We start from the raw sequence: 23,280 nt of genomic DNA, 5'->3' as shown, positions 1-23,280 counted from the left end.
ATCAGGCAGCTCCTTCGGTGCTGCGGCCGTTGCCGCGGTACGACTCCCAGGTCCAGCCGAGGGTGCGGCGGGCCATGATCCCGACTGCGTGCCTGCGATAGCTCGCGGTGCCGCGCACATCGTCGATCGGATTGCAGGCACCGGCGGCGAGCATGGCGAACTGCTTGGCGATGGACGGGGTGATGATCGTGCGGCTGTCCCAGAAGCCGCCCTCCTCGAGCGCGGCGTTCAGGAATTCCTCGGCCTCCTTCGCCCGTACGGGTGTGGGGGCGGCCGAGCCGATGCCGGTGCGGACCGTCCGGGTCTGCGGGTGCAGGGCCAGACCGAAGGCGCAGACCGCGATGACCATCGCGTTGCGGGTTCCGACCTTGGAGAACTGCTGCGGCCCGTCGGCCTTCTTGATGTGCACGGCCCGGATCAGCTCGTCCGGGGCGAGTGCGTTGCGCTTGACGCCGGTGTAGAAGGCGTCGATCGGGATCATCCTGGTCCCGCGTACGGATTCGGCCTCGACCTCGGCGCCCGCGGCGAGCAGCGCCGGGTGGGCGTCCCCGGCGGGCGACGCGGTGCCGAGATTGCCGCCGACGCTGCCGCGGTTGCGGATCTGCGGCGAGGCGACGGTGTGCGAGGCGAGCGCCAGTCCGGGCAGCTCGGCGCGCAGATGCTCCATGATGTGGCTGTAAGGGACACAGGCGCCGAGCCGTACGTTCTCCTGGCCCACCTCCCATTCGGACAGCTCTCCGATGCGGTTCAGGTCCAGGAGGTACTCGGGCCGCCGATGGTCGAAGTTGATCTCGACCATCACATCGGTGCCACCCGCGATGGGCACAGCCGTCGGGTGCTCGGCCTTGGCGGCGAGCGCCTCCTCCCAGCTGGCGGGGCGAAGGAAGTCCATGAGTGGCTCTCTTCTTCTCAAACGGGTCGTTCGCTGGGGACGGCCGGCCCTCGACTGGTCGTGCCTATGTTGTCAACGCGGTGTGGGGCCAAGTACACAAGCCGTGCTCCACCTGGTGCAGTCACCGAAACCACGAAGGAGTTGGCTGGCCGATCTCCTCGTCTTGTAGATTCGAACGAATGACGGGGGTCAGTGACCTCACCGCTATACCCAGTTTTCACCCGAACCAACGAAAGAGATCGGCGGCGACGAGATGCGGCTGCGCGCACTGCTGGAGACCGACGCGCTGGGACTGCGGCTGCTCGGCGGCGAGGAAGAGCTGGACCGGTCCGTCCGCGGCGTGATGACCACCGACCTGCGGGATCCCAGTCGCTATCTGTCGGGCGGCGAGCTGGTCCTGACGGGCCTGGCATGGCGCCGGGACGCGACGGACTCGGAGCCGTTCGTACGGATCCTGGCGGGTGCCGGGGTCGCCGGGCTCGCGGCGGGCGAGGCGGAGCTCGGCGACATCCCCGGCGATCTGGTGGAGGCGTGTGCGCGGCACCGGCTGCCGCTCTTCGCCGTCCATGAGACGGTCGCGTTCGCAACGATCACCGAGCATGTGGTGCGCCAGGTGTCCGGGGAGCGCGCGGGCGATCTGGCCGCGGTCGTGGACCGGCACCGCAGGCTCATGACCTCGGGCCCGGCGGGCGGCGGACCCGAGGTGGTCCTCGATCTGCTCGGCTCCGACCTCGACCTGCGTGCCTGGGTACTCTCCCCCACCGGTCGGCAGATCGCCGGCGCCGTTGATTCACCGCTGCCCGGACCGGTCGGCGCGGCGCTCGCAGGCCATCATCTCGCCGCCACCCGCACCGGCCGCCTGGCCCCGCACCGGGCCACGGTCGACGACACCACGTATTCGCTCTTCCCGATCCGGAACACCGGCCGGGGCGCCGTCCCGGCCTCCCGCGATGTGCGCGAGTCGGTGCTCTCCGACTGGCTGCTCGCGGTCGAGACGGACGCGAGCGACTGGCCGCCCGCCCGCCTGGATCTGCTTCAGGGCGTCACCCAGCTGATCGCGGTCGAACGGGACCGGCGCGACGCCGCCCGTACGGTACGCCGCAGGCTCGCCCAGGAGGTGTTGGAGCTGATCCAGACGGGCGCCCCGCCCGCCGAGATCGCCGCCAGACTGCGGGTCGCCGCCCCGGTGCTGCTCCCGGGTCTCGGGACCGCGCCGCACTGGCAGGTCGTGGTGGCGCGGGTCGAGTGGGGCGGCGCGGAGGGATCGGCCACCACGGGCGGCCCCGCGGGCACCCCCGGCTCCTCCGTCGCGGGCGGCCCGGTCGCCCAGGCGCTGCTGGAGGAGATCCTGGTCGACCCCGTGGTCACCGGCCCCGACTCCGCGGACCGGATAGCGGTCGCCCACACGGGCGACGAGGCCGTCGCCCTCGTACCGCTGCCCGCCGTCACCGTGTCCGCACCGGCCCAGGGCGCTGATGCGGACGTCCCGCACGCCGAGGAGGCCCCCGCGCTCCACGCCGATGTGCTGCTGGCCGCCGTCCGCGAACCGCTTTCCGCGGGTCTCGCCGACGACGGCCGGCTGACACTGGGTGTCAGCGCGGTCGTGTATTCGCCCGAGGGTCTGCGCGGCGCCCTGGAGGAGGCCCGGCACGCCCGCCGGGTGGCGGCGGCCCGGCCGGGACGGGTCTGCGCGGCCGGGCACCACGAGCTGGCCTCGCACGTGCTGCTGCTGCCGTTCGTTCCCGACGACGTGCGCCGCGCGTTCACCGCACGGTTGCTCGACCCGCTGCGCGACTACGACCGGCGCCACCGCGCGGAGCTGATCCCGACGCTGGAGGCGTTCCTGGACTGCGACGGTTCCTGGACCCGCTGCGCGGCCCGGCTCCATCTGCACGTCAACACCTTGCGCTACCGGGTCGGGCGAATCGAGCAGTTGACGGGGCGTGACCTTTCGCGCCTGGAGGACAAGCTCGATTTCTTCCTCGCCCTGCGTATGAGCTGACTTCCGGGCCCCTGCCACGGCTTCCGGCCGGTCCGGTCGTTTGTGAATTCTTTCACCTGACATTGACCCGACCCCTTGGCCCGGCGTGCCATTCCGTGCTGAGATGCGGCCAGACTCAACAGCTCGATGGCGCGCTCGGGGAGGGCAATGTGGCGCATACCGCCATGTCTGGTTCCGGAACGACAGCAGATGACGATCCGCCGCTCCAGACAGCGGTATGGCGGCTGCGGTCACGCGCCTGCTGGACGGACGCCGCCGCGCTGCTCGAACACGACGCCGCCAACGACCCGGCGGCGGCACTCCAACGGACCGCCCTGCTGATCGAACGATGCCTGTACACCGGACAGGGCTGGACCGACGCCGAGGACGCCCTGCGCACCGCCGAGGCGCTGGCCCACGACGACACCGAACGCGGCGCGGCCGCCTGTGAGCGTGGCCATCTGGCGTACGCGTCGACGCTCCTGGGCGTACGGGACCGGGCCGACGAGGCCAGCGTCGCCCTGAGCCGGGCCGCCGCGCTGCTCGCCCCGTCCGCGCCCAGCCGCCCGCTGCTGGACTTCCGTCGGGGCCTGATCGCGCAGAACATCGCCGACTCGCCGCAGGCCGCGCGTGCCGCGTACCGCAGGGCCCACGCAGGTGCCACCGCCCAGGGTGACGCACTGCTGCTTTCCTCGACCTGGCGCCAACTCGCCCTGCTCTCCCTGCACGAGGGTGAACTGGCGGAGGCACGGCACGGCTTCGCGGAGTCCCTGCGGATAAGGGAGGAGCTGGGCTATCTGATCGGTACGGCTCCGGCCCTCATCGCCCTCGCGGACTCCGAGCCGGAGCCCGAGACGGCGACCCGGCTGCGCGCGGAGGCAGGTCGGCTCTTCCGGCTGCTCGGGGGCGTACCGACGTGGCTGGCGCCGCATCTGGACCCCCCGCCTCCGGAGACGGCGGCGAACTGAGTCCCGGAGGGCCGGTGCGGCGTCAGCCGTCGGCGCCTGCTCCGACGTCAGCACTCTCGCCGCCGGCTCTCGATGTCAGATCTCGACGTCAGTTCCAACGCCGGTGAAGTGCTCCCGTACGAGCGACTGCACGACGGCCAGGTCCTGGGCGATCAGCGCGTCGAGCAGGGCGGTGTGCTCGGCGGCGTCGGCGAGCAGGTCGGCGCGGCAGGTGGCGGGGCTGTTCCCCAAAGGCCACTGGGAGCGGCGGTGCAGGTCGTCGGCGACCATCACCAACTGCTCGTTGCCGCAGAGCGCGAGGACCGCGCGGTGAAAGGCCCGGTCGGACTCGGCGTAACTCGCCCGGTCACCCACGGAGGCGGCCGCCACGGTGGCATCCGCCAGCGGCCGCAGGGCGCACCAGCGGGCAGGCGGGACGGTGCGGGCCAGCCGCAGCATGACGGGGACCTCGACCAAGGCCCGCACCTCGGCCAGCTCGGCCAGTTCGCGCGGGCCACGCTCGGACACCCTGAAGCCGCGGTTCGGTACGACCTCGACAGCGCCCTCGATGGCCAGCTGCTGCATCGCCTCGCGCACCGGGGTCGCGGAGACCCCGAAGCGGGCGCCGAGCACCGGTGCGGAGTACACCTGCCCCGGGACCAGCTGACCGTCGACCAGGGCGGCGCGCAAGGCGTCCAGGATCTGGCCGCGTACGGAGTGCCGCTGCACCACCGCGCGTGGGGCGGGCGGCTCACTGTGGGTGTGCTCGCCGCGCGCCTGCTGACCGCGTACTTGTTCGCCACGCGCCTGCTCGCCGCACGCTTGTTCGGGCACCCGGGAGGATGTCGGGGTCGTCGCGGGCGCGGCGGACGCGTACGACGGCCGCGCCTGCTCGCGCGCTCTGCCCTGCTCCACTCGGACCTCCTCGGCCTGCCGTGGGCGCGGCTCGCGTGCGCCATGCCCCCTGTGCACGATATGCGGAGCAGGCCGCAGGTCAAACATCGATCCTTTCGGCTAAGGTAAGGCTTACCTGCCAACGATCGCGATTCGGTGGTCCCTGCATGACCCTCCCCACTCTGCTTCCCGGCACCACCGCGTCCGCCGTGACGGGCGCGTACACACGTCTGGCCGAGGTGTTCCCTGGACTGCGCGCCGAGGTACTGCCGGACGGCGAGGCCGCGCCCTGCGGTGCCGGCTGGGTGGGTGCGGACGAGCTCGCGGCGGGTGGTGCCGCGCTCGACGCCTTCCTCGCCTGGGACCACGCACAGATACTGCGGGACTACGGGCAGGAGCCCCGCCCCGACGTGGTCGCCGGCTTCGGGCTGCACCGGTACGCCTGGCCGGCCTGTCTGCTGGTGACGGTGCCGTGGTTCCTGCACCGGCGGGTGCCCCGGATCCCCGTCGGGGATGTGGCGTTCCAGCGGGCGCTGGGCCATCTGGCCGTCCGCGTGCGGGAATTCACCTGCCTTCCGGACGATCCGGCGGCCGGACTGCCGGGCGCCCGGGTGGTCCCCGACGAGGCGGCATTGCGGGCCGAGGTGCTCGCGGCCGTGGCCGACCACATCGGCCCGGTGCTGGACGGCTTCGGACCGCGGATGCGGCGCGGCAGGCGGGCGTTGTGGGGCATGGCGACGGACGAGATCGCCGAGGGCCTCTGGTACATCGCCCATCTGCTCGGCGAGGAGCGGCGGGCGATAGCCGAACTGGAGGCGCTTTTGCCGGGCACCACGAAGCCGTACGTCGGCTCGGCGGGCTTCCGTGAACTGACCGGGCCGAACGGGGAATCGCTGCCCACCCGCGACCGGGCCAGCTGCTGCCTCTTCTACACGCTGCGTCCCGAGGACACCTGTGTCACGTGTCCGCGGACCTGTGACGCCGACCGTGTCCGGAAACTGACGCCCACTCACTGATCAACACCGCCGCGCGGGTAGTACTATTCGAACGCACATCACTGGCCGTGTACGGATACTCGATCAGATCCCGGCTATCCGTATGCCCTGCCAACCCAATGGCGTTCTCTTGCCCCGAAACCCCCTGAGTGTGATGGGGTTTCGGCAATCATGGCGCCCGAAATGCCCTACGCGATGCAAGGGACCGCGCATGAGACTGACCGACATATCGCTGAATTGGCTGCTTCCGGGCGCCGTGCTGCTCGTGGGAGTCCTGGCGGCGGTGGCGGTGGTCGCACGCGGCAAGCGCGCGGCTGACAATTCCGCTGCCGACGACAGCTGGGAACGCAGCGAGGAGCGTCGCAGACGCAAGGAAGCGCTGTACGCGACCGCCTCGTACGTGTTGCTGTTCTGCTGTGCGGCGGTCGCCGCCGCACTCTCCTTCCATGGGCTCGTCGGCTTCGGCAAGCAGAACCTCGGCCTCTCCGGGGGCTGGGAGTATCTCGTTCCGTTCGGCCTCGACGGTGCCGCGATGTTCTGTTCCGTGCTCGCGGTGCGCGAGGCCAGCCACGGTGACGCGGCGCTCGGATCACGGCTGCTCGTATGGACGTTCGCCGGTGCGGCCGCCTGGTTCAACTGGGTGCACGCGCCGCGCGGAATCGACCACGCGGGCGCCCCGCACTTCTTCGCGGGGATGTCGCTCTCGGCAGCCGTGCTCTTCGACCGAGCGCTGAAGCAGACCCGCCGGGCCGCGCTGCGCGAGCAGGGGCTGGTACCCCGCCCGCTGCCGCAGATCCGGATCGTACGGTGGCTGCGCGCCCCCCGGGAGACATTCGGCGCCTGGTCGCTGATGCTGCTGGAGGGCGTACGCACCCTGGATGAGGCGGTCGACGAGGTACGTGAGGACCGGCGGGAGAAGGAGCAGAACCGTCTCCGCAGGAAGGACCAGGAGAAGCTGGACCGGGCCCACATCAAGGCACTGAACCGGCAGAACCGGGCCTGGCGCCGGGTCGGCCGGGGTGGCACCCAGGTGGACGTCCAGGCCATCGCCCCGGCGACGGGCTCCGCGCAGCCCGTCGTGGAACCCGCCATATCCGAGCCGGGACAACTGCCCTTGCGCACCCGGCCATCCCTGCAAGCCGTGACGGGTCCGAGCTCCAACGCCTCGGACCGGAACTCGAATGATCCGATCACCGTCGACCTCACCGCCGAGGACGACACCCAGGCACTACCCCGGCTCGATTCGCTGGAGCGGAAACTGAAGGATCTGGAGCAGCAGTTCGGCTGATCCGCCGCGAAAGGCCCTGACAGCCCGGTCCCCTCCGGGCTGTCAGGGCCTTTCGCCGTCCAGCTCGAACCAGACGACCTTGCCGAGCGCGCGTGCGCTGACTCCCCAGGCGTCCGCGAGACTCTGCACCAGCACCAGCCCCCGGCCGTGCGTACCGTCGTCGGCGTTCGGTACGTACGACGGGGGCAGTTCGGATACGAAGTCCCGTACCTCCACCCGCAATTTGGCGGGCGCCACGCTCACCGTGACGACCGCGCCGTGCCTGGTGTGGATCAGCGCATTGGTCACCAGTTCGCTGAGCAGAAGCTCCGCCACCTCGGCCGGCTCCGCCCGCCATCGGTATCGCAGGAACTCCCTCAACGCACGCCGCACTTCACTCACGGCCGCCAGATCGGTGTGGACCAGTCTGCGATGCAGCCGGACCGGCTGCTGCCCATGTGCCCCCGGCTCGTGCGCCGCCCCGTCCGCCATGGAATCGGCATCTCCCTGACGCGCCATCGTTTCCCCCGCCCGCACAGTGAATCGCCCCCTTCTCGACTGCTCATCGAACGTCTTCACGGGGATGCATGCCCCGCAGACGGGCCGTCACGCTTGTCGACTCATCAATAAGTGAACAGCGAATGGGTGGCATGGTCCGGGTCGGCGGAAACATCGATGTCACCCTTGCTCCCCGTTGGTCAACTTCCGGAAAATTCACATCGGTTGGCGTTGACGGGACCATGTCTACGCGCGTCATCATGGTGACTATGCGAATCCCCCCACGGATCACCACGCTCGGTGGCGCAGCCGCCCTCCTATCCGTCCTCTTCGTCGGCGGCCCGGTCACCACGACGGCCACGGCCGCCACCACCTCGGTCGGCAGCATCTGTTACTCGGCACTGCCCGCCCAGGCGCACGACACGCTCGACCTGATCGAAGCGGGCGGCCCGTTCCCCTACTCGCAGGACGGCACCGTCTTCCAGAACCGTGAAGGCGTCCTGCCCAGCCGGAGCACCGGCTACTACCACGAGTACACCGTCATCACTCCCGGCTCCTCGACCCGCGGCGCACGTCGGATCGTCACAAATGAAGAGGTGCGGGAGGACTACTACACCAGCGACCACTACGCCACGTTCGATCTGATCGACCAGGGCTGCTGAAGCCCGACCCTCCGAGCCGATCCGCGCCGTAGCCCCCCACCTGCGGCGCGGATCACGGACTGGTGGCAGTTGCCGCACTTGTACCCTCCCCCCATGACCGTGACCTATGTGATCGACGGCTCCCGGGTCACCGGCCTGGAGCAGTTCTGGAAAGTGATCGGCGAGGCCGTGAACGGCCCCGGCGGATACTTCGGCCGCAACTTCGACGCCCTCGCGGACTGTCTCGCCGGCGGGATGGGCACTCCGGACGACGGCGCCTTCGTCTTCGAATGGCGGGACCACGCTCTCTCCGCGCAGGCCCTGGGCCATGAGGAGACGGCTCGCTATCTGCGGCAGAGCCTGAGCCGGGTGCACCCCAGCAACAGACCCGCGGTCCAGCAGCGGCTCGACGACGCCCGGGCCGGGCGGGGACCGACGCTGTTCGACCTGCTCGTGGAGACCCTGACGAACGAAACGACCCCCGGCACGCTACGGCTGCTGTGAGCCGCCGACGTAGCGTACAGCCGGCCGGCCGACGGAGCGGGACCACCGCTCTGCCGGCCGGCCGTTGTCGTGTGACCGAAGGCACTCAGTATGGCGCTCAGTACTTGGTGGAGACGGTCACGCCGTCGAAGTCTTCGACTCCGTGAAGGCTGATGTAGTTGTATCCGGCTGCGGGGTGGTCGATGGTCAGCGTGTGCTCGTTGCCGGAACCGACGGCCCGATCGGTGTAACTGCCGGTGGTCGCCCAGCCATTCGCGTTGTAGTAGAGGTCGGCATCGCCGGTGCCGCCCGAAGCGGTGATCTTCAGCTGCGCGGTGTCCGCCGGAACGTATATGTACAGGTAGGTGTAGTTGTCCCGGGTGTGGGTCAGCCCGCTGCGCTTGCAGTCCTGGCCCAGCTCCCTGGTGTCGCTCCCGGTGCACTCGGGCGCGGGCTCCGTGGGCGTTTCGCCGCCGCAGCTGCCGGCCGCGCAGGCGGTCAGCCAGGTGTTCCAGTCGGCTTCGTAACGGTCGCCGATGGTCGATGTGAGCAGGGTGCGGGCACCTTCCCAGTCACCCTTGCGGTAGAGGCCGAGGAGCGTGTCGATGTCCGCGCGGTGGGACTCCAGCATGTAACGGACGGCCAGATAACCCCAGTTGTAGATTCGGGTCTGGTCGGCGTTCTCGTAGGTGGTGTCGAACAGGGCCCGCAGGGTGTAGGTGTGGTTTGCGGCCTGGGCGGCGGCGTCGTCGTAGTTGACCTTGCGATACGAGTAGGAGACGTACTCCGCAAAGCCCTCGACCCACCAGACGGTCGGCGTGGTCAGTCCGTCCTCGAAGTCGCCATGCATGTTGAAGCGGCCGTCGAGGTAGTGCGTGTATTCGTGGTTCAGATTCCAGATCTGGAACTCGGGGCGGACCCACTCGGCCTCGTACGCGATGAACCGGGGCTGGTTCCCGGCCGCGGTGGGATCACCTTCCAGGTACATGCCGCCGTTGTTCGTGTTGATGCCGTAGATCGCGCCGGCGTAGGTCTGGTAGTCCCTGCTGGAGTCGAAGACCACGACCTCGATGGTGGTGTTGCGGTCGCCGTCGACCGGACCGTTGTCTCGGGCGACGTCGTGGAAGTAGGCATCCTGGTTGCGCAGACTGGTGCAGCTCGCGTCGAGGTCCTCAGTGGACATCTGCTGCGCCAGGACGCGGATGCTGTCGCTGCACGTGTGCCTGACAGGGAGGACCGCACTCTTCAGACGCTGGGCGAGGTCGCAGGTGCCGTAGTACGAGCAGTTCGCCTTGTCGTAGGCCTCGACCATCTGCGCCACGCCGACCCAGAGCGGGGCGGTGGGGCCGGTGATGGAGCTCTTGCCGAGCAGTCCGGCGGCCAACGGGCTTGCCTTGGGGCGCAGGGAGTCTTCCTTGAGGAAGCGGCCGAGCTCAAGTCCCGCGTTGGAAGCGAGGAACGACTGCTTGGTGCCCAGCAGGTCGAGATGGCGCGACGCGAAGTCGCTGAGGGCGTCCAGCGGGCTGGGGTCGGCCTCCACCGCGGCGATGAACTCCGGCACCTGGTGACCGCGGAAGAACACCGTGTACACGCTGTTCACGGCATTCACCATGTACCAGGAGCTGTTGTACGAGGAGTCGTAGTCGGCCAGCAGTCGCTTGACGACAGACAGGTAGCGGGCGTTCTCTACGGCGCTGTCAATCAATATGACAGCCTCGGACAGGGTCTCCCCGTTGGCGTCAGTGACGTCGAAGGCGTGCGAGGAGGCGAAGAACGCGTCGAGCGCGCCCTGGATGGCCGTACGCAGCTGCGGCCCGTAGCTGCCCACGGTGTCGGGGTCGTAGAACTGCACGTAGTAGCCGGCTCGGAGATAGAGAACCAGCTGGGGCATGCCGGTACTGCTGTCGCCGGGATAGGCGGCCGACCCGTCGCGCATGGCGTTGGCGATGGTGACCATCTGCTCTTCACGGAAGGCCAGATAGCCGTCGTTGCCCTTGACCCGGAACAGTGTGTTCACACAGGCGGTCGTCGATGACTTGACCTGCTCCACCAGGGCGGTTCCGGTACGGCTGGTGAAGTCGCTGACATTGCACGCGGCCGAGGCCCCGACGGCGGCCTTGGCCCGCGCTCGGGCCTTGGCCTTCATCGAGGGTGCCAAATGGCTCGGGAGGGCTGTGCTCGGGTCGTCGTAGTCCCGCCTGAGTGCGTCCTTGGATGCGGACAACGGCGGCCGGTCGGCGGCCTTCAAGGCTTTACGACTGACGTGGTCAGCGTCGTCGGAGGGTGCGGTCAGCGCCTCGGCGGCGGGCCCGCCCGGCTCTGCGGGACCGCTTCCCGGCCGCGCCGATTCGGCGTCGGCGGTCGGGGTGTGACCGGTCGCCGCGGTTGCTGTCGATGCGGTGGGGTGTCGCTCGACGGCCTGGCTGGGTGCGGAGAGCAGGCCCGTTCCCAGGCATGCCGCCAGCACCACAGTGGACAGTCCGGTGAATCTCTGTCGAACCGTTCGGTTCTTCACGTGCCGCCTCCCAGCGGAGTGTTGCCGCGCAACAGTGCACGGCTGTGGGGGAATACGCGAAGGGTGGGCCGGCGCACGTCGTGACATGAACACGACCTATCCGTCCGCGCGCTGTACAATGGCACATGTCACATGTCCTTCGGAAGTCTTTTCGCAACATTCATCTCGGCGACAACTCCGCGCCGTGACACCGGATTTCAGCGGCACCCCGCGTACACACCGGCCGCAGGCTTCGGATTACTGACCGCCAAGCCGTTGTGCCACGACAGAGCGCAGACAGACCCCTGAGGAGCAATGCCCGTGCCCCATTCCCTCTCCGCGCCCCGCACCGGCAGCCATGACCTGCCGGTGTCGCCCGCACTGGACGCCTTCATGAGCGCGGCGTGGACGGATACCCCGCTGCCTGCGGACATCCGCGTCCCCTCATACGACGTAACCCCGGCCCGCCGTGCCCGGTTCGCCGCCCGCTTCCCGGGCGAGCGCCTCGTCGTCCCGGCGGGCGCGCTCGCAGTCCGCTCCAACGACACGGACCATCGCTTCCGTCCGCACACCGGCTACGCCTGGCTCACCGGCCTCACCGGCGAGGACCAGGCCGGACACGTCCTCGTCCTGGAACCCGACGGCGACGAGCGGCACGAGGCGGTGCTGTATCTGCGGCCCCGGTCACCTCGCACGGGCCACGAGTTCTACCGCGACCGCAGATACGGGGAGTTCTGGGTCGGGCGCAGACCCGATCTGGAGGAAGCCGCCCGGATGACCGGCATCCGCTGTGCACACCTGGACGCATGGGAGAAGCTGCTGACCGGGCCACAGCCACCGGTACGGGTACTGGGAGGGGTGGACCCTTCCGTTGACGAACTCCTGCGTCCCTGCCGCTCGCTCCAGCGCCGACGGTCGGTGCCGACGGGACCGGAAGCGGTGCTCAGTGAGCTTCGACTGGTCAAGGACCCGTGGGAGATCAGCCAGTTGCAGCAAGCCGTCGATGCGACGGTGACAGGATTCGAGGATGTGGTACGGAGCCTTCCGCAGGCGCTGCGGCACCCGCGCGGTGAACGCTGGATAGAGGGCGTCTTCGATCTGCGGGCCCGGCTGGAAGGCAATGGTCCGGGGTACTCCACGATAGCCGCAGCCGGGGCGCACGCCTGTGTCCTGCACTGGATCCGCAATGACGGCCCCCTGGAACGCGACCAGTTGCTGCTGTTGGACGCCGGGGTGGAGACCGATTCGCTCTACACGGCCGACATCACCCGTACCCTGCCGCTGTCCGGCCGCTTCTCCCCCGTACAGCGCAGCGTCTACGAGCTGGTGCTCGCCGCACAGGAAGCGGGCATCGCGGCCCTGCGCCCCGGGGCACGGTTCCGTGACTTCCACCTGGCGGCCATGCGGGTCATCGCCGAAGGGCTGTGCGAATGGGGCGTGTTGCGAATGTCCGCCGATGAGGCGCTCGACGCCGACAACGGTTTCTACCGCCGGTACACGCTCTGCAGCAGCGGTCACATGCTTGGCATGGACCTTCACGACTGTGCCCAGGCACGCGCCGACCGTTATCTGGACGGGCGCCTGGAAGTCGGCCAGGTACTGACCGTGGAACCGGGGCTCTATCTCCAGCCCGACGACGAGACGCTGCCCCGGTCGCTGCGCGGAATCGGAGTGCGGATCGAGGACGACCTCGTGATCACGGCCGACGGCGCCCGCCTCATGTCGTCCGCGCTGCCGCGCACCGCCGACGGAATCGAGGAGTGGATGGCCGCCCTGCTGGACAGTTGAGCCGACCGGCCCACTTCGGCGGCCGCCCCCCGCGCGGGGGGCGGGGGGGCGGCCGGTGAAGAACGGGGGGCGGAGTGCCGCTTGGGGCTCCGGGACGAAACCGGTGGGTCAGGCCTCTGCGACCGGCAGCGACGCGCTTCTGCCCCGGGTGCCTCCGGCGCCCGCGTCGTCGCCGTCCCCCTCGGCCCATATCGATCTGACATGTGACATATGGGCCAGCATGCAGGCCTCGGCGCGCTGGGCGTCACCGGCGATCACGAGGTCGAGCAGTTGGACATGCTCCTCGGCCGAGACGGTCAACTGACCCGTTGCGTCGAGCCGGTTCAGTCCGAAGAGGCGTGATCGCTTGCGCAGGTTGCCGACTTCCTCCACCAACCTGCGGTTGCCCGCCAGACCGAGCAGTTCGAGATGGAAACGGCGGTCGGCCTCCAGATAACCGATGATGTCGTGCTCGGCTGCAGCGGCGACGATCGCCAGGGCGAGCGGCCGAAGCGCCTTCAGCTCCCTGACCTTGCCCATCCGGGCGATGCGGCCGACAGTGGGTACCTCGATCATGGCGCGGAGTTCGGTGAAGTCGTCGAGGTCCTGTTCGGTCAACTCGGTTATCCGGAAGCCCTTGTTGCGGACCGCTTCGACCAGGCCCTCACGCGCCAGGTCGAGCATGGCCTCGCGGACCGGGGTGGCGGACACCCCGAATTCGGCAGCGAGCGCGGGGGCGGAGTAGATCATGCCCGGACGGAGCTCCCCGGCGATCAGGGCCGCCCTGAGGGCGTTCGCCACCTGGTCGCGCAAGTGCTCCTGCGCCGAGATGACATTGAGCGTCGACAGGCGGGCCATGTTTGTTCCTCCAACGCCGTACGGGCCCTCAGAATACAATGTCACGTTTCCACTCGGGCCCGTCGTCGTTCCCTGACCTGTGGGCAGCTCGGTCAGGGCGCCGACTTCCGGTGCACCGCCGCGGCGACCGCGAGGTCTTCCCAGCCCATTCCGACGCTTTTGAAGAACCGGGGGCGCTCGAAGGCAGTCGGCTTCTCACCGAGGATCCGACCGGTCACCAGGTCGGCGAGGTTGCCGGCGATGTCCTCGGCTCCGAAGGCCCCTTCCGCCACCGGAATCAACAGATCGCCCGCCTCCGACAGGGCTGCCGTCCTCGATTCGACGATCACGGTGGAACGTGACACCAGAGCCGTGTCGACCTCCCGGGCGTCCGGGGTGTGCGAGCCGACCGCGACGACTGTCGCCCCGTCCGGCACGAGCGTGCCGTCGAACAGCGGAGTGGCGGACGTGGTGCAGCAGAGCACCAGATCGGCGGTGGCAACCTCCTCGGCCCCGTTGGCCCCACCCGCACGGGCGTCCACGCCGCATTGACGCGCGTGCTCGACCAGCGCGGCGGCCCGGTGCGGGGTACGGCCGATCACGGTGACCCGTTCGACGTGCCGTTCCGCGAGCACCGCGGCAAGGTGTCCGTACGCCTGGGGGCCGGTTCCGAACAGCACCAGATGGCGCAGGAGGGGCGGGGTGAGGTGGCGGATCGCGAGTGCGGAAACTGCCGGTGTGCGCAGTGTGGTGAGCGCGGCCCCGTCGAGCAGGGCGAGCGGCAGCAGGGTGGGGCCGTCGAGCAGCAGATAGCTTCCGGTGATCCGTGGCAGGCCGCGTGCCGGGTTGTCGGGGGCGACTCCGGCGATCTTCACTCCGGTCACCTGCTGGGTGGTGGCGGGCATGATCAGCAGTTCTCCGCCGGGCACTGTGACATGGTGCCGGGCCGGGGAGGTCTCCGGATCGAGTCCCCCGCTCAGCGCCGCCTCCAGAGCGTGCAGGGCTCCGGTCGGTCCCAGGGCCTCGATGTCGTCGGCGCCGAGCAGGGGCAGGTTCACAGCAGGAATCCTTCGGGGAAGGGGTCGGACGGGTTCAGGAAGAATTGTGCGGTACCGGTGATCCAGGCACGGCCGGTGACGGTTGGGACGACGGCGGGCAGCCCGCCCACGGTGGTCTTCTCGACGAGACGCCCGGTGAACGACGTTCCGATGAAGGACTCGTTCACGAAGTCGGTGTCCAGGGGAAGTTCACCGCGTGCGTGCAGTTGGGCCATGCGTGCCGAGGTGCCGGTTCCGCAGGGCGACCGGTCGAACCAGCCGGGGTGGATGGCCATCGCATGTCGGGAGTGGCGGGCATCGGAACCGGGTGCGATGAACTGCACGTGCTTGAGGCCGTGGATGTCGGGCTCTTCTGGGTGAACGGGCCGGTCAGCGGCGTTGACCGCGTCCATCAGAGCGAGTCCGGCCGCCAGGATGTCGTTCTTGCGCGCCCGGTCGAAGGGCAGCCCGAGGTCGGACAGCCGCACCATCGCGTAGAAGTTTCCGCCGTAGGCGAGGTCGTAGCGGACCGGTCCGTAGCCGGGTACGTCCATCGTCCGGTCGAGTGCGACGCTGAACGCGGGAACGTTGGTCAGGGTGACAGCGGTGGCCGCGCCGTCCTCCACCCGGACGTCGACGCTGACGAGTCCGGCCGGCGTGTCCAGCCGTACGGTGGTGACGGGTTCGGTGACCTCGACCATGCCGGTCTCCACCAGAACGGTCGCGACCCCGATGGTGCCGTGCCCGCACATCGGCAGATAGCCGGAAACCTCTATGAAGAGGACGCCGAAGTCCGCGTCGGGCCGGGTGGGTGGCTGAAGGATCGCGCCGCTCATGGAAGCATGGCCGCGCGGTTCGTACATGAGCAGGGTCCGCACGGCGTCCCGGTGTTTCTGGAAGTACGTGCGCCGTTCGGCCATCGTGGCACCGGGAATGGCGCCGATGCCGCCGGTGATGACACGGGTGGGCATGCCCTCGGTGTGTGAGTCGACCGCATGGAAGATGTGACGTGTCTGCAAGGCTCCCCCTGGTTCGTCACGACGAACACGAAGAACGGAAAGGACGGAAGGAACGGGCTGGGTTGGGCACTGACCGGACGTGCGACGGCGGCACGGCGCTCAGCCGAGGCCCGCTGCCAGTACCTTCTCCGTCACGGCACGTACGGCGGCCTCGTCGTCGGCGGGCAGGGGAAGACGTGGCGGACGGGTACGGCCGCCATGGCGTCCGACAACGTCCATGGATGTCTTGATGGCCTGGACGAACTCCGGCTTCGAGTCCCACCGCAGCAGCGGATGCAGCTCCCGGTACAGAGGCAGGGCGCTTGCCATGTCACCCGTCACAGCGGCCCGGTACAGCTCGACACAGCAGGACGGCAACATGTTCGGGCAACCGGCGATCCAGCCGACGGCGCCGGCGAGTGCCAGTTCCAGGAGGACGTCGTCGGCGCCCACGAGCAGGTCGAGGCCGGGTGCCTGTTCGGCGATCTCGTAGGCCCTTCGGACATCGCCGCTGAACTCCTTGACCGCCACGATGCTGCCATCCTGGTGGAGAGCGGCGAGCAGGCTCGGTGCCAGATCCACCTTGGTGTCGTACGGGTTGTTGTACGCGACGACCGGAACCCCGACTTCGGCCACATCGGCGTAGTGGGCCCGGACCGCCGCGTCCTCGCAGCGGTAGCCGTTGGGCGGCAGGAGCAGTACGGAACCGGCGCCCGCCTCTGCCGCTTGTTCCGCCCAGCGCCGTGACTCCGCGCTGCCGTAGGCGGAAACGCCCGGCATGACGCGGCTGCCGTCGCCTGCCGCCTCGACCGCGACCCGGACCACCTGCTCGCGTTCGCTGTCGGTCAGGGTCTGGTACTCCCCCAGTGACCCGTTGGGCACGACACCGTCGCAACCCGCTGCGATGAGCTGCTGGACGTGCTCGGCATAGGCGTCGTAGTCGATCGTGCAGTCATCGCGCAGGGTCAGCGGTGTGGCGACCATGACACCGTGCCAGGGCTGGTTGCGCGGGTGGGCGTTCGTCTGCATCGTGGCTCCTTGAGAGGTGTGACATTCGAGGTGTGACATTCACGGTGTGGGGGGAAGCGTGGGCAGCGGCTGACGGCGCGCAGTACCGAGGCGCGGCCGAGGCGTGTCGGGGAGTGTCGGGGGATTGGCTGCGGGTCTATCCGGGGTCGGCCAGGTCGGAGAGCGTGGACAGCCTTACCGGGCAGGCCAGCGGGCGCCGGTCGGGGCCGCTCGGCTCTTCACCGGCGCTGCGTCCGCCGCCGTGCGCGTCGGCCAGTTCGCGGACCGCGAATCCGCAGGTCCGGCCCTGGCACCACCCCATTCCGGCCCGGGTGAGCAGTTTGACGGTCCTGGTGTCACCGGCTCCGAGCTCCTCGCACGCGGTACGGATCCGGCCCGCGGTGACTTCTTCGCAACGACAGACCTCCGTGTCGCCGGTCAGCCATTCGCTCCACCCCGCTCCCGGCCGGTGCACGGCACCCATCAAGGCGGAAAAGGCCCGCAGACGGCGTCGGGAACGACGCAGAGCGGCTGCTCTGCGCGCCGCTGCCCGATCCACCCCGCCCCGCATCTCGCCGATGACCGACAGTGCAGCCAATTCGCCTTCATATAGGGCGAGTTCAACGCCACCGATACCGCCGGTCTCTCCCGCTGCCCAGACGCCCGGCACGGTGGTCCGCAGCTGCTCGTCGAGGGTGACGGCATGCGTACCGTCCACGCACAAGCGCGTACCGCAGCCCGCCGCCATGGCGAGTTCCAGCTGAGGAACGAGCCCGTGTCCGACGGCGAGGGCATCGCAGGCGATCTTGCGGCCGGTCCCCGGCACGGGACACCACCGGCGGTCCACCCGGCTGACGGTCACCGCCTCCACCCGGCCGTCGCCGTGCACGTCGGTGACTGCCCGGTGCGTCAGCACTCGGACTCCGGCGCCGGTCAGTGCCGCCCCGTACCGGACCCCTTCCGCCATCTTGCCGGGGTTGGCGGCCAGTACCCGGGGAGCGCGCGCGTACGCCCCGTAACCGGACGCTTCGATCAGTGCGGGAACGCTCGCGCCTGCACGCGTCAGCGAGAGGGCGACGGCCTGCAGAAGCGGGCCGCTCCCCGCGACCACGATCCGGCGGCCGGGCAGCACCAGGCCGGACTTGAGCATGGCCTGGGCTCCGGCCGCGCTCACCACGCCCGGAAGTGTCCAGCCGGGGAAGGGAAGTTGCCGCTCATGGGCACCCGTCGCCAGCAACAGCCGACGGGCCCGGACAGCGGAACGGTGATCCTCTTCGGCTCCGGTGACGGCGTGCAGGATCCAGTCGCCTTCACCGGCTCGTTCGACAGTCCACACCTGGTGGTTGGAAAGGTGACGGATCACGCCGGAGTCGCGGTGCGCGGCAAGTCGTGCGGAGAGTTCGGCGAAGACGGGCCAGCCGTGGTGAAGGGCGCCGGGCCGGGTCGCACCGAGCCCACCGGGCGGGCTCCGGTAGTACTGCCCACCGGGCGTGACGGCCGAGTCCAGCAGAACCACGTCGAGCCCGTGATCGGCCGCGGTGACGGCGGCGGCCAAGCCGGCCGGTCCCGCGCCCACCACGGTGAGTTCGGCGCAGTCCACGTCCCGCGGGCGGCGTTCATCTGTCGAGTGCGGCATGCCCGTCGCCCTCCTGTGTGGTGATGGCGTCTCCGGGGCGTGCGGGAAGCAGGCATGCGCGCAGGTTCGGCCGGCCGTTGACCGTGGCCAGGCAGTCGTAGCAGGCGCCGATGCCGCAGAAGGCTCCCCGCGGTCGGCCGTGGACCCGAGTGGTGCGCCAGGTCAGGATGCCCGCCGACCAGAGAGCGGCGGCGATGCTCTGGCCCGGCAGTGCGCGGATCGGGCGCCCGTCGAAGGTCAGCTGGAATTCCGGTTCGGGTCGCGCCGCAACGAGCTCGGCCGGGGTACGTGCACGGGTACGTCTCACTGGGTCCTCTCCTGGGGCACACGAGTCCCCTCCGCAGTCATGTGACATTGCACGCGGTGTCGAACCGGTCCGGGGCGAACGGTCCGAGATCGAGTGCCGGCTGCCGCCCGGCGATCGCGTCGGCGATCAGCAGTCCGGTCACGGGGGCCAGCCCGATCCCGGCTCCTTCATGGCCGCAGGCGTGGAAGAGGCCTGGCACCCGGGGGTCCGGGCCGATCGCCGGCAGATGATCGGGCAGGTAGGGACGGAACCCGTGGTAGGCGCGCATCACCCGCACATCCGCCAGTACGGGGAAGAGAGCGGCGGCCTGGGAGGCCAGTCGGGCGATCACCGGAACCGACAACGTCCGGTCGAAGCCGACCCGTTCGCGGCTTGCTCCGATCAGCACCGGCCCCGACGGGGTTCCCTCCACCACGGGCGACGTCTGCAGCGCCGCGGACCCGCTCGACACATCTGCCACGTACTCCGCGGCATAGACCTTGTGCCGGATCAGCCGCGGCAACGGCTCGGTGACGAGCACGAACCCCCTGCGCGGCAGGACCGGCAGGTCCACGCCGGCCAGTGCGGCCAGGTCACCACCCCAGGTGCCCGCCGCGTTGACGACCACCGGGGCACGCAGTTCACTCCGCGCGGTACGCACCCCGCGTACCGCACCATCCCGGTCCCTGAGTATCCCGACGACCTCCTCCCCCGGACAGAGAAGAGCCCCGGCGCGGTTGGCTGTGCGTAACAACTCGGCAGCGGCCAGGGCTGGTTGGACTTGAGCGTCCTGCGGGTAGTGGCAGCCTCCGGCGAGGTGCGGTGCGAGGTGGGGCTCGAGGTCGCGGAGCCGGTCGGATGTGACGTGGCATGCCTCGACTCCGGCTCCCCGCTGGGCGGCGGCCGTCGTGGACAGGGTGGTCAGGGATTCCTCGGACGCCGCCACGACCAGGCCGCCCTTGGTCTCGTACTCGATGTCCGAAGAAAGTTCTTCCGACAGTCGGCGCCACAAGGAGGCGGAGAGCAGAGCCAGTTCGAGTTCGGGTCCTGGCACTTTGTCGGAGACCAGGAGGTTGCCCTCCCCGGCTCCGGTGGTGCCTCCGGCGACCGGCCCTCGGTCGACGACGGCTACGGACAGTCCGGACCGGGAGGCGTAGTAGGCGCAGGCGGCACCGACCACTCCGGCCCCGACGATTACGACATCCAGGGGCTGTCTCATGAACACGACAGTAATATGTCACATTGTTTTGAAGCCGCCAAGGGTGTGTGCAGGGCCAGTTGATCAACCATCACCCCGTCGCGCCGCCCGCAGGGGTTCCGGTTGTGCTGTCGGGGAAGTGGAACCATGGACGCCCTCAAGGCGCCGACCCCGAGGAGCCGTGATGCACGACGACCGCACCCTGGTGGAGGACCGCCTCGAAAGGGCCCTTCACCAGTTCATCCGCCCCGCCCAGTACCCGGCCCGGACCCCGCTCACCCTCTCCGTCCGGCACATCCCCGGCGAACCCGTACCGGTGGATCAGGCACTGGAGGGAACGTACGAACCGTTCAGCACGGGCACGGAGTGGGGGAAACCGTGGTCCACCAGCTGGTTCCGACTGGATGGCACGGTGCCCGAGGACTGGGCGGGGCGGCGGGTCGAGGTGATCGTCGACCCGGGCTTCTCCGGTCAAGGGCCCGGCTTCCAGGCCGAGGGGATGCTGTACGACGCAACGGGCGTCCCGCTCAAGGGCATCCATCCGCGCAATCGGCATCTGACGGTCGCGTCCCCGGCGGCGGGCGGTGAGCCGGTCTCGCTGCTCCTGGAGGCGGCGGCCAACCCGGCGGTGCTGGAGCACGGCTTCGCGCCGACGCGGCTCGGGGACGTACTGACGGCGGGCGACCGGCCCCTGTACCGGTTCGCCTCGGCGGACCTGGCCGTGCTGGACGAGGAGGTCTGGCATCTCGTTCTGGACATCGAGGTGCTTTCCGAGCTGATGCGGGAACTGCCCGTCGACCGTTCTCGGCGGCACGAGATCCTGCGAGCGCTGGAGCGCATGCTCGACGCGCTGGATCTGCACGATGTGGTGGGCACGGCGCGAGCCGGCCGGGACGAGCTGGCCGACGCGCTGTCCCGCCCGGCGTCCGCGAGCGCACACCGGATCTCGGCCGCCGGGCATGCGCACATCGACTCGGCCTGGCTGTGGCCGCTGCGCGAGACGGTGCGCAAGGCCTCGCGCACCTTCGCCAATGTCACCGCGCTGGCCCAGGACTATCCGGAGCTCGTCTTCGCCGCGTCGCAGGCCCAGCAGTACGCCTGGATGAAGGAGCGTCAGCCGCACATCTGGGAGCGGATCAAGCAGGCCGTCGCGGACGGCCAGTGGGCGCCGGTGGGGTCGATGTGGGTGGAGTCCGATGCCAATATGCCGGGCGGTGAGGCGCTTGCCCGGCAGATCGTGCACGGCAAGCGGTTCTTCGAGCAGGAGCTGGGGGTGGAGACGGAGGAGATCTGGCTGCCGGACTCCTTCGGATACACGGCCGCCTTCCCGCAGCTGGCTCGACTGGCGGGGGTGAAATGGTTCCTGACACAGAAACTGTCCTGGAACCAGAGCAATAAAATGCCACATCACACCTTCTGGTGGGAGGGCATCGACGGGACCAGGGTCTTCACCCACTTCCCACCCGTGGACACCTACAACGCGCAATTCCACGGCCGCGAACTCTCCTATGCAGAAAGGAACTTCACGGAAAAGGGGCTGGCGACCCGCTCCCTCGTCCCGTTCGGCTGGGGCGACGGCGGGGGCGGTCCGACCCGCGAGATGCTGGAGAAGGCACGCAGGCTCAGGGATCTGGAGGGTTCGCCGCGGGTCGAGATCGAGAGGCCGTCGGCGTTCTTCGCGGCGGCCGAGGAGGAGTACGGGCCACAGGCACCCGTGTGGTCGGGCGAGCTCTACCTGGAGCTGCACCGGGCCACGTACACCACCCAGGCCAAGACCAAGCAGGGCAACCGCCGCAGCGAACACCTGCTCCGCGAGGCCGAGTTGTGGGCGACGACAGCGGCACTGCGGACTCCCGGCCACCCCTATCCGTACGAGACGCTGGACCGGCTGTGGAAAACAGTGCTGCTGCATCAGTTCCATGACATCCTGCCGGGCTCGTCGATCGCCTGGGTGCACCGGGAGGCCCGCGAGACCTACGAACGAGTACGGCAGGAGCTGGCCGACCTGGTGGCGGACGCGGTGGCGGCGCTGGGTAATGCCGCAGGTTTGGTGACGCTCAACTCCTCCCCGTATCACCGCAGTCAGGTGGTCGAACTGGACGCGGAGGCGAGCGCAGTGCTGCCCTCCGGCGCGCAAGTGCAGCCACTGGGCGGCGGGCGTACGGCGGTGCTGGCCGAGACACCCGGGCTGGGTGCCGGTCTGCTGGACGGCTCGGCGGTTCCGGAGCACGCGGTCACGGTGGCCGGGTCCGCGGGCGAGCCGGCGCCCCGTTCCGCGGGCGTGCCGACGACCGGTTCGGGGGGCGAGGGCTTCGTGCTCGACAACGGACTGCTGCGGGTCGTGGTGGACGGCGACGGGCTGATCGCCGCAGTCCGCGATCTCGGCGCGGGGCGAGAGGTCCTCGCCCCCGGTCACCGGGCCAACCTCCTCCAGCTGCATCCGGATCACCCCAATCACTGGGACGCCTGGGACATCGACCGGCACTACCGCCGCACCCGTACCGATCTCACCGACGCCGACTCCGTCGAACTGATCGAAGAGGGGCCATTGCGGGCCGCTGTCCGTGTGAAGCGGTCGTTCGGAGCATCGCGCATCGTGCAGGAGATCCGTCTGACCGCGGGCAGTCGGCGGATCGACATCGACACCGAGGTGGACTGGCAGGAGTCGGAGAAGGTCCTCAAGGCGTCGTTCCCACTCGACGTGCACGCCGAACGGTCCACGGCCGAGATCCAGTTCGGGCACGTCCACCGCCCCACGCACGACAACACCAGCTGGGACGCGGCCCAATTCGAGATCTGCGCCCATCGCTGGCTTCGGGTCGCCGAGCCGGGATACGGCATCACATTGCTCAACGACTCCACGTACGGGCACGAGGTGACGCGGACCCCGCACGGTGCGGGCCTCGGCACGACTGTACGGCTGACGCTGCTGCGCGCCCCGCACAGCCCGGACCCGGAGACCGACCTCGGTACACACCGGTTCAGGTACGCGCTGGCGCCGGGCGGCGAGGTCACGGACGCGGTACGGGAGGGGCTGGCGCTCAACCTGCCGTTGCGGGCGGCCTTGGCACCGGCCCTGCCGTCTCTGATCAGCACCGGACATCCGGCGGTCACGGTGGAGGCGGTGAAGCTCGCCGAGGACCGCAGCGGCGATGTGATCGTGCGGCTGTACGAGTCGGCGGGCGGGCGCGCCGAGACGACGCTGCGGGCCGGATTCCCCGTCGTACGGGCCCGGATCACCGACCTGCTGGAACGGCCGCTGCATGAGGCGGACACCGATGAGCACGGCCTCGTTCTGTCACTGCGGCCGTTCCAGATCCTGACGGTGCGGCTGACCCCGGCCTGAGGCACCGTCCGGCGCCGGAGGGAAGTCCCGGAGAGAAGTCCCGGCGAGGCCCCCTGGGGTCCCGGCCAGGGCCGG

General features: G+C 69.6%; 19 protein-coding genes. 8 read left to right on the top strand and 11 right to left on the bottom strand.

All coding sequences use genetic code 11. The annotated features are described in order from the left end of the window. Position 1 precedes the first annotated feature (1 nt). Positions 2 to 892 carry an FAD binding domain-containing protein gene (locus ACZ3IC_RS09695; protein ID WP_467414366.1) on the bottom strand — a complete coding sequence of 297 codons (891 nt, stop codon included), beginning with the start codon at positions 890 to 892 and terminating at the stop codon, positions 2 to 4. Between the two features lie 253 nt (positions 893 to 1,145). On the opposite strand from ACZ3IC_RS09695, the gene ACZ3IC_RS09690 reads away from it, so the two are divergent. After that, positions 1,146 to 2,894, top strand: coding sequence for a PucR family transcriptional regulator (locus ACZ3IC_RS09690; protein ID WP_467414364.1), 1,749 nt, complete (start codon positions 1,146 to 1,148; stop codon positions 2,892 to 2,894). A 164-nt stretch (positions 2,895 to 3,058) separates the two neighbouring features. Beyond that, positions 3,059 to 3,841, top strand: a complete 783-nt coding sequence (locus ACZ3IC_RS09685; protein ID WP_467414362.1) for a hypothetical protein — start codon at positions 3,059 to 3,061, stop codon at positions 3,839 to 3,841. A 75-nt stretch (positions 3,842 to 3,916) separates the two neighbouring features. On the opposite strand, the gene ACZ3IC_RS09680 is transcribed toward ACZ3IC_RS09685, so the two are convergent. After that, positions 3,917 to 4,735, bottom strand: coding sequence for a GntR family transcriptional regulator (locus ACZ3IC_RS09680; protein ID WP_467414360.1), 819 nt, complete (start codon positions 4,733 to 4,735; stop codon positions 3,917 to 3,919). Between the two features lie 146 nt (positions 4,736 to 4,881). On the opposite strand from ACZ3IC_RS09680, the gene ACZ3IC_RS09675 reads away from it, so the two are divergent. Both ACZ3IC_RS09675 and ACZ3IC_RS09670 read left to right on the top strand, forming a co-directional pair. After that, positions 4,882 to 5,730 carry a (2Fe-2S)-binding protein gene (locus ACZ3IC_RS09675; RefSeq protein ID WP_467414359.1) on the top strand — a complete coding sequence of 283 codons (849 nt, stop codon included), beginning with the start codon at positions 4,882 to 4,884 and terminating at the stop codon, positions 5,728 to 5,730. Positions 5,731 to 5,920: 190 nt separating this feature from the next. After that, positions 5,921 to 6,997, top strand: coding sequence for a DUF2637 domain-containing protein (locus tag ACZ3IC_RS09670; RefSeq protein ID WP_467414356.1), 1,077 nt, complete (start codon positions 5,921 to 5,923; stop codon positions 6,995 to 6,997). Between the two features lie 42 nt (positions 6,998 to 7,039). On the opposite strand, the gene ACZ3IC_RS09665 is transcribed toward ACZ3IC_RS09670, so the two are convergent. Beyond that, positions 7,040 to 7,402: an ATP-binding protein gene (locus ACZ3IC_RS09665; RefSeq protein WP_467414731.1), complete on the bottom strand. Its 363-nt coding sequence runs from the start codon at positions 7,400 to 7,402 to the stop codon at positions 7,040 to 7,042. A gap of 341 nt (positions 7,403 to 7,743) precedes the next feature. On the opposite strand from ACZ3IC_RS09665, the gene ACZ3IC_RS09660 reads away from it, so the two are divergent. Together ACZ3IC_RS09660 and ACZ3IC_RS09655 are read left to right on the top strand one after the other, a co-directional pair. Beyond that, positions 7,744 to 8,136 (top strand): ribonuclease domain-containing protein, encoded by a 393-nt coding sequence (locus ACZ3IC_RS09660; RefSeq protein WP_467414353.1) that lies wholly within the window; start codon positions 7,744 to 7,746, stop codon positions 8,134 to 8,136. A 93-nt stretch (positions 8,137 to 8,229) separates the two neighbouring features. Then, positions 8,230 to 8,619 carry a barstar family protein gene (locus ACZ3IC_RS09655; RefSeq protein WP_467414352.1) on the top strand — a complete coding sequence of 130 codons (390 nt, stop codon included), beginning with the start codon at positions 8,230 to 8,232 and terminating at the stop codon, positions 8,617 to 8,619. A gap of 97 nt (positions 8,620 to 8,716) precedes the next feature. On the opposite strand, the gene ACZ3IC_RS09650 is transcribed toward ACZ3IC_RS09655, so the two are convergent. Beyond that, positions 8,717 to 11,113, bottom strand: a complete 2,397-nt coding sequence (locus ACZ3IC_RS09650) for a M9 family metallopeptidase (RefSeq protein WP_467414350.1) — start codon at positions 11,111 to 11,113, stop codon at positions 8,717 to 8,719. Positions 11,114 to 11,413: 300 nt separating this feature from the next. Between ACZ3IC_RS09650 and ACZ3IC_RS09645 the strand changes: the two genes are divergently transcribed. Further along, entirely contained in the window at positions 11,414 to 12,880 is a 1,467-nt protein-coding gene (locus ACZ3IC_RS09645; protein WP_467414349.1) for an aminopeptidase P family protein, read from the top strand. Positions 12,881 to 12,988: 108 nt separating this feature from the next. On the opposite strand, the gene ACZ3IC_RS09640 is transcribed toward ACZ3IC_RS09645, so the two are convergent. From ACZ3IC_RS09640 to ACZ3IC_RS09610, 7 genes are all read right to left on the bottom strand, one after another. Continuing rightward, on the bottom strand, positions 12,989 to 13,717 hold the full coding sequence (locus tag ACZ3IC_RS09640) for a GntR family transcriptional regulator (RefSeq protein WP_467414346.1): 729 nt from the start codon (positions 13,715 to 13,717) through the stop codon (positions 12,989 to 12,991). A gap of 92 nt (positions 13,718 to 13,809) precedes the next feature. Beyond that, on the bottom strand, positions 13,810 to 14,754 hold the full coding sequence (locus ACZ3IC_RS09635) for an ornithine cyclodeaminase family protein (RefSeq protein WP_467414343.1): 945 nt from the start codon (positions 14,752 to 14,754) through the stop codon (positions 13,810 to 13,812). Next, a complete protein-coding gene (locus tag ACZ3IC_RS09630; protein ID WP_467414342.1) occupies positions 14,751 to 15,752 on the bottom strand; it encodes a proline racemase family protein in 1,002 nt (333 codons plus the stop codon). The genes ACZ3IC_RS09635 and ACZ3IC_RS09630 overlap by 4 nt, the downstream gene beginning before the upstream one ends. A 99-nt stretch (positions 15,753 to 15,851) precedes the next feature. Next, positions 15,852 to 16,760 carry a dihydrodipicolinate synthase family protein gene (locus ACZ3IC_RS09625; RefSeq protein WP_467414339.1) on the bottom strand — a complete coding sequence of 303 codons (909 nt, stop codon included), beginning with the start codon at positions 16,758 to 16,760 and terminating at the stop codon, positions 15,852 to 15,854. A 136-nt stretch (positions 16,761 to 16,896) separates the two neighbouring features. After that, positions 16,897 to 18,375: an FAD/NAD(P)-dependent oxidoreductase gene (locus tag ACZ3IC_RS09620; protein WP_467414338.1), complete on the bottom strand. Its 1,479-nt coding sequence runs from the start codon at positions 18,373 to 18,375 to the stop codon at positions 16,897 to 16,899. Further along, complete coding sequence (locus tag ACZ3IC_RS09615) at positions 18,356 to 18,682, bottom strand: (2Fe-2S)-binding protein (protein WP_467414336.1); 327 nt, start codon at positions 18,680 to 18,682, stop codon at positions 18,356 to 18,358. The genes ACZ3IC_RS09620 and ACZ3IC_RS09615 overlap by 20 nt, the downstream gene beginning before the upstream one ends. 37 nt (positions 18,683 to 18,719) lie before the next feature. Continuing rightward, on the bottom strand, positions 18,720 to 19,886 hold the full coding sequence (locus ACZ3IC_RS09610) for an NAD(P)/FAD-dependent oxidoreductase (RefSeq protein ID WP_467414335.1): 1,167 nt from the start codon (positions 19,884 to 19,886) through the stop codon (positions 18,720 to 18,722). 157 nt (positions 19,887 to 20,043) lie between these two features. On the opposite strand from ACZ3IC_RS09610, the gene ACZ3IC_RS09605 reads away from it, so the two are divergent. Continuing rightward, positions 20,044 to 23,205: an alpha-mannosidase gene (locus ACZ3IC_RS09605; RefSeq protein ID WP_467414332.1), complete on the top strand. Its 3,162-nt coding sequence runs from the start codon at positions 20,044 to 20,046 to the stop codon at positions 23,203 to 23,205. The last annotated feature ends 75 nt before the right edge of the window (positions 23,206 to 23,280 follow it).

The sequence above is a fragment of the Streptomyces sp. NPDC002958 genome, assembly GCF_055563255.1.
Note: the sequence above shows the minus strand (reverse complement) of the source record. Positions and strands in the feature narration are given on the sequence as shown.

Bases quoted from the DNA above. Each gene is read 5' to 3' on its own strand.
- ACZ3IC_RS09695 (WP_467414366.1), bottom strand. From the start codon at position 892: ATGGACTTCCTTCGCCCCGCCAGCTGGGAGGAGGCGCTCGCCGCCAAG.
- ACZ3IC_RS09690 (WP_467414364.1), top strand. From the start codon at position 1,146: ATGCGGCTGCGCGCACTGCTGGAGACCGACGCGCTGGGACTGCGGCTG.
- ACZ3IC_RS09685 (WP_467414362.1), top strand. From the start codon at position 3,059: ATGTCTGGTTCCGGAACGACAGCAGATGACGATCCGCCGCTCCAGACA.
- ACZ3IC_RS09675 (WP_467414359.1), top strand. From the start codon at position 4,882: ATGACCCTCCCCACTCTGCTTCCCGGCACCACCGCGTCCGCCGTGACG.
- ACZ3IC_RS09670 (WP_467414356.1), top strand. From the start codon at position 5,921: ATGAGACTGACCGACATATCGCTGAATTGGCTGCTTCCGGGCGCCGTG.
- ACZ3IC_RS09660 (WP_467414353.1), top strand. From the start codon at position 7,744: ATGCGAATCCCCCCACGGATCACCACGCTCGGTGGCGCAGCCGCCCTC.
- ACZ3IC_RS09655 (WP_467414352.1), top strand. From the start codon at position 8,230: ATGACCGTGACCTATGTGATCGACGGCTCCCGGGTCACCGGCCTGGAG.
- ACZ3IC_RS09640 (WP_467414346.1), bottom strand. From the start codon at position 13,717: ATGGCCCGCCTGTCGACGCTCAATGTCATCTCGGCGCAGGAGCACTTG.
- ACZ3IC_RS09625 (WP_467414339.1), bottom strand. From the start codon at position 16,760: ATGCAGACGAACGCCCACCCGCGCAACCAGCCCTGGCACGGTGTCATG.
- ACZ3IC_RS09620 (WP_467414338.1), bottom strand. From the start codon at position 18,375: ATGCCGCACTCGACAGATGAACGCCGCCCGCGGGACGTGGACTGCGCC.
- ACZ3IC_RS09605 (WP_467414332.1), top strand. From the start codon at position 20,044: ATGCACGACGACCGCACCCTGGTGGAGGACCGCCTCGAAAGGGCCCTT.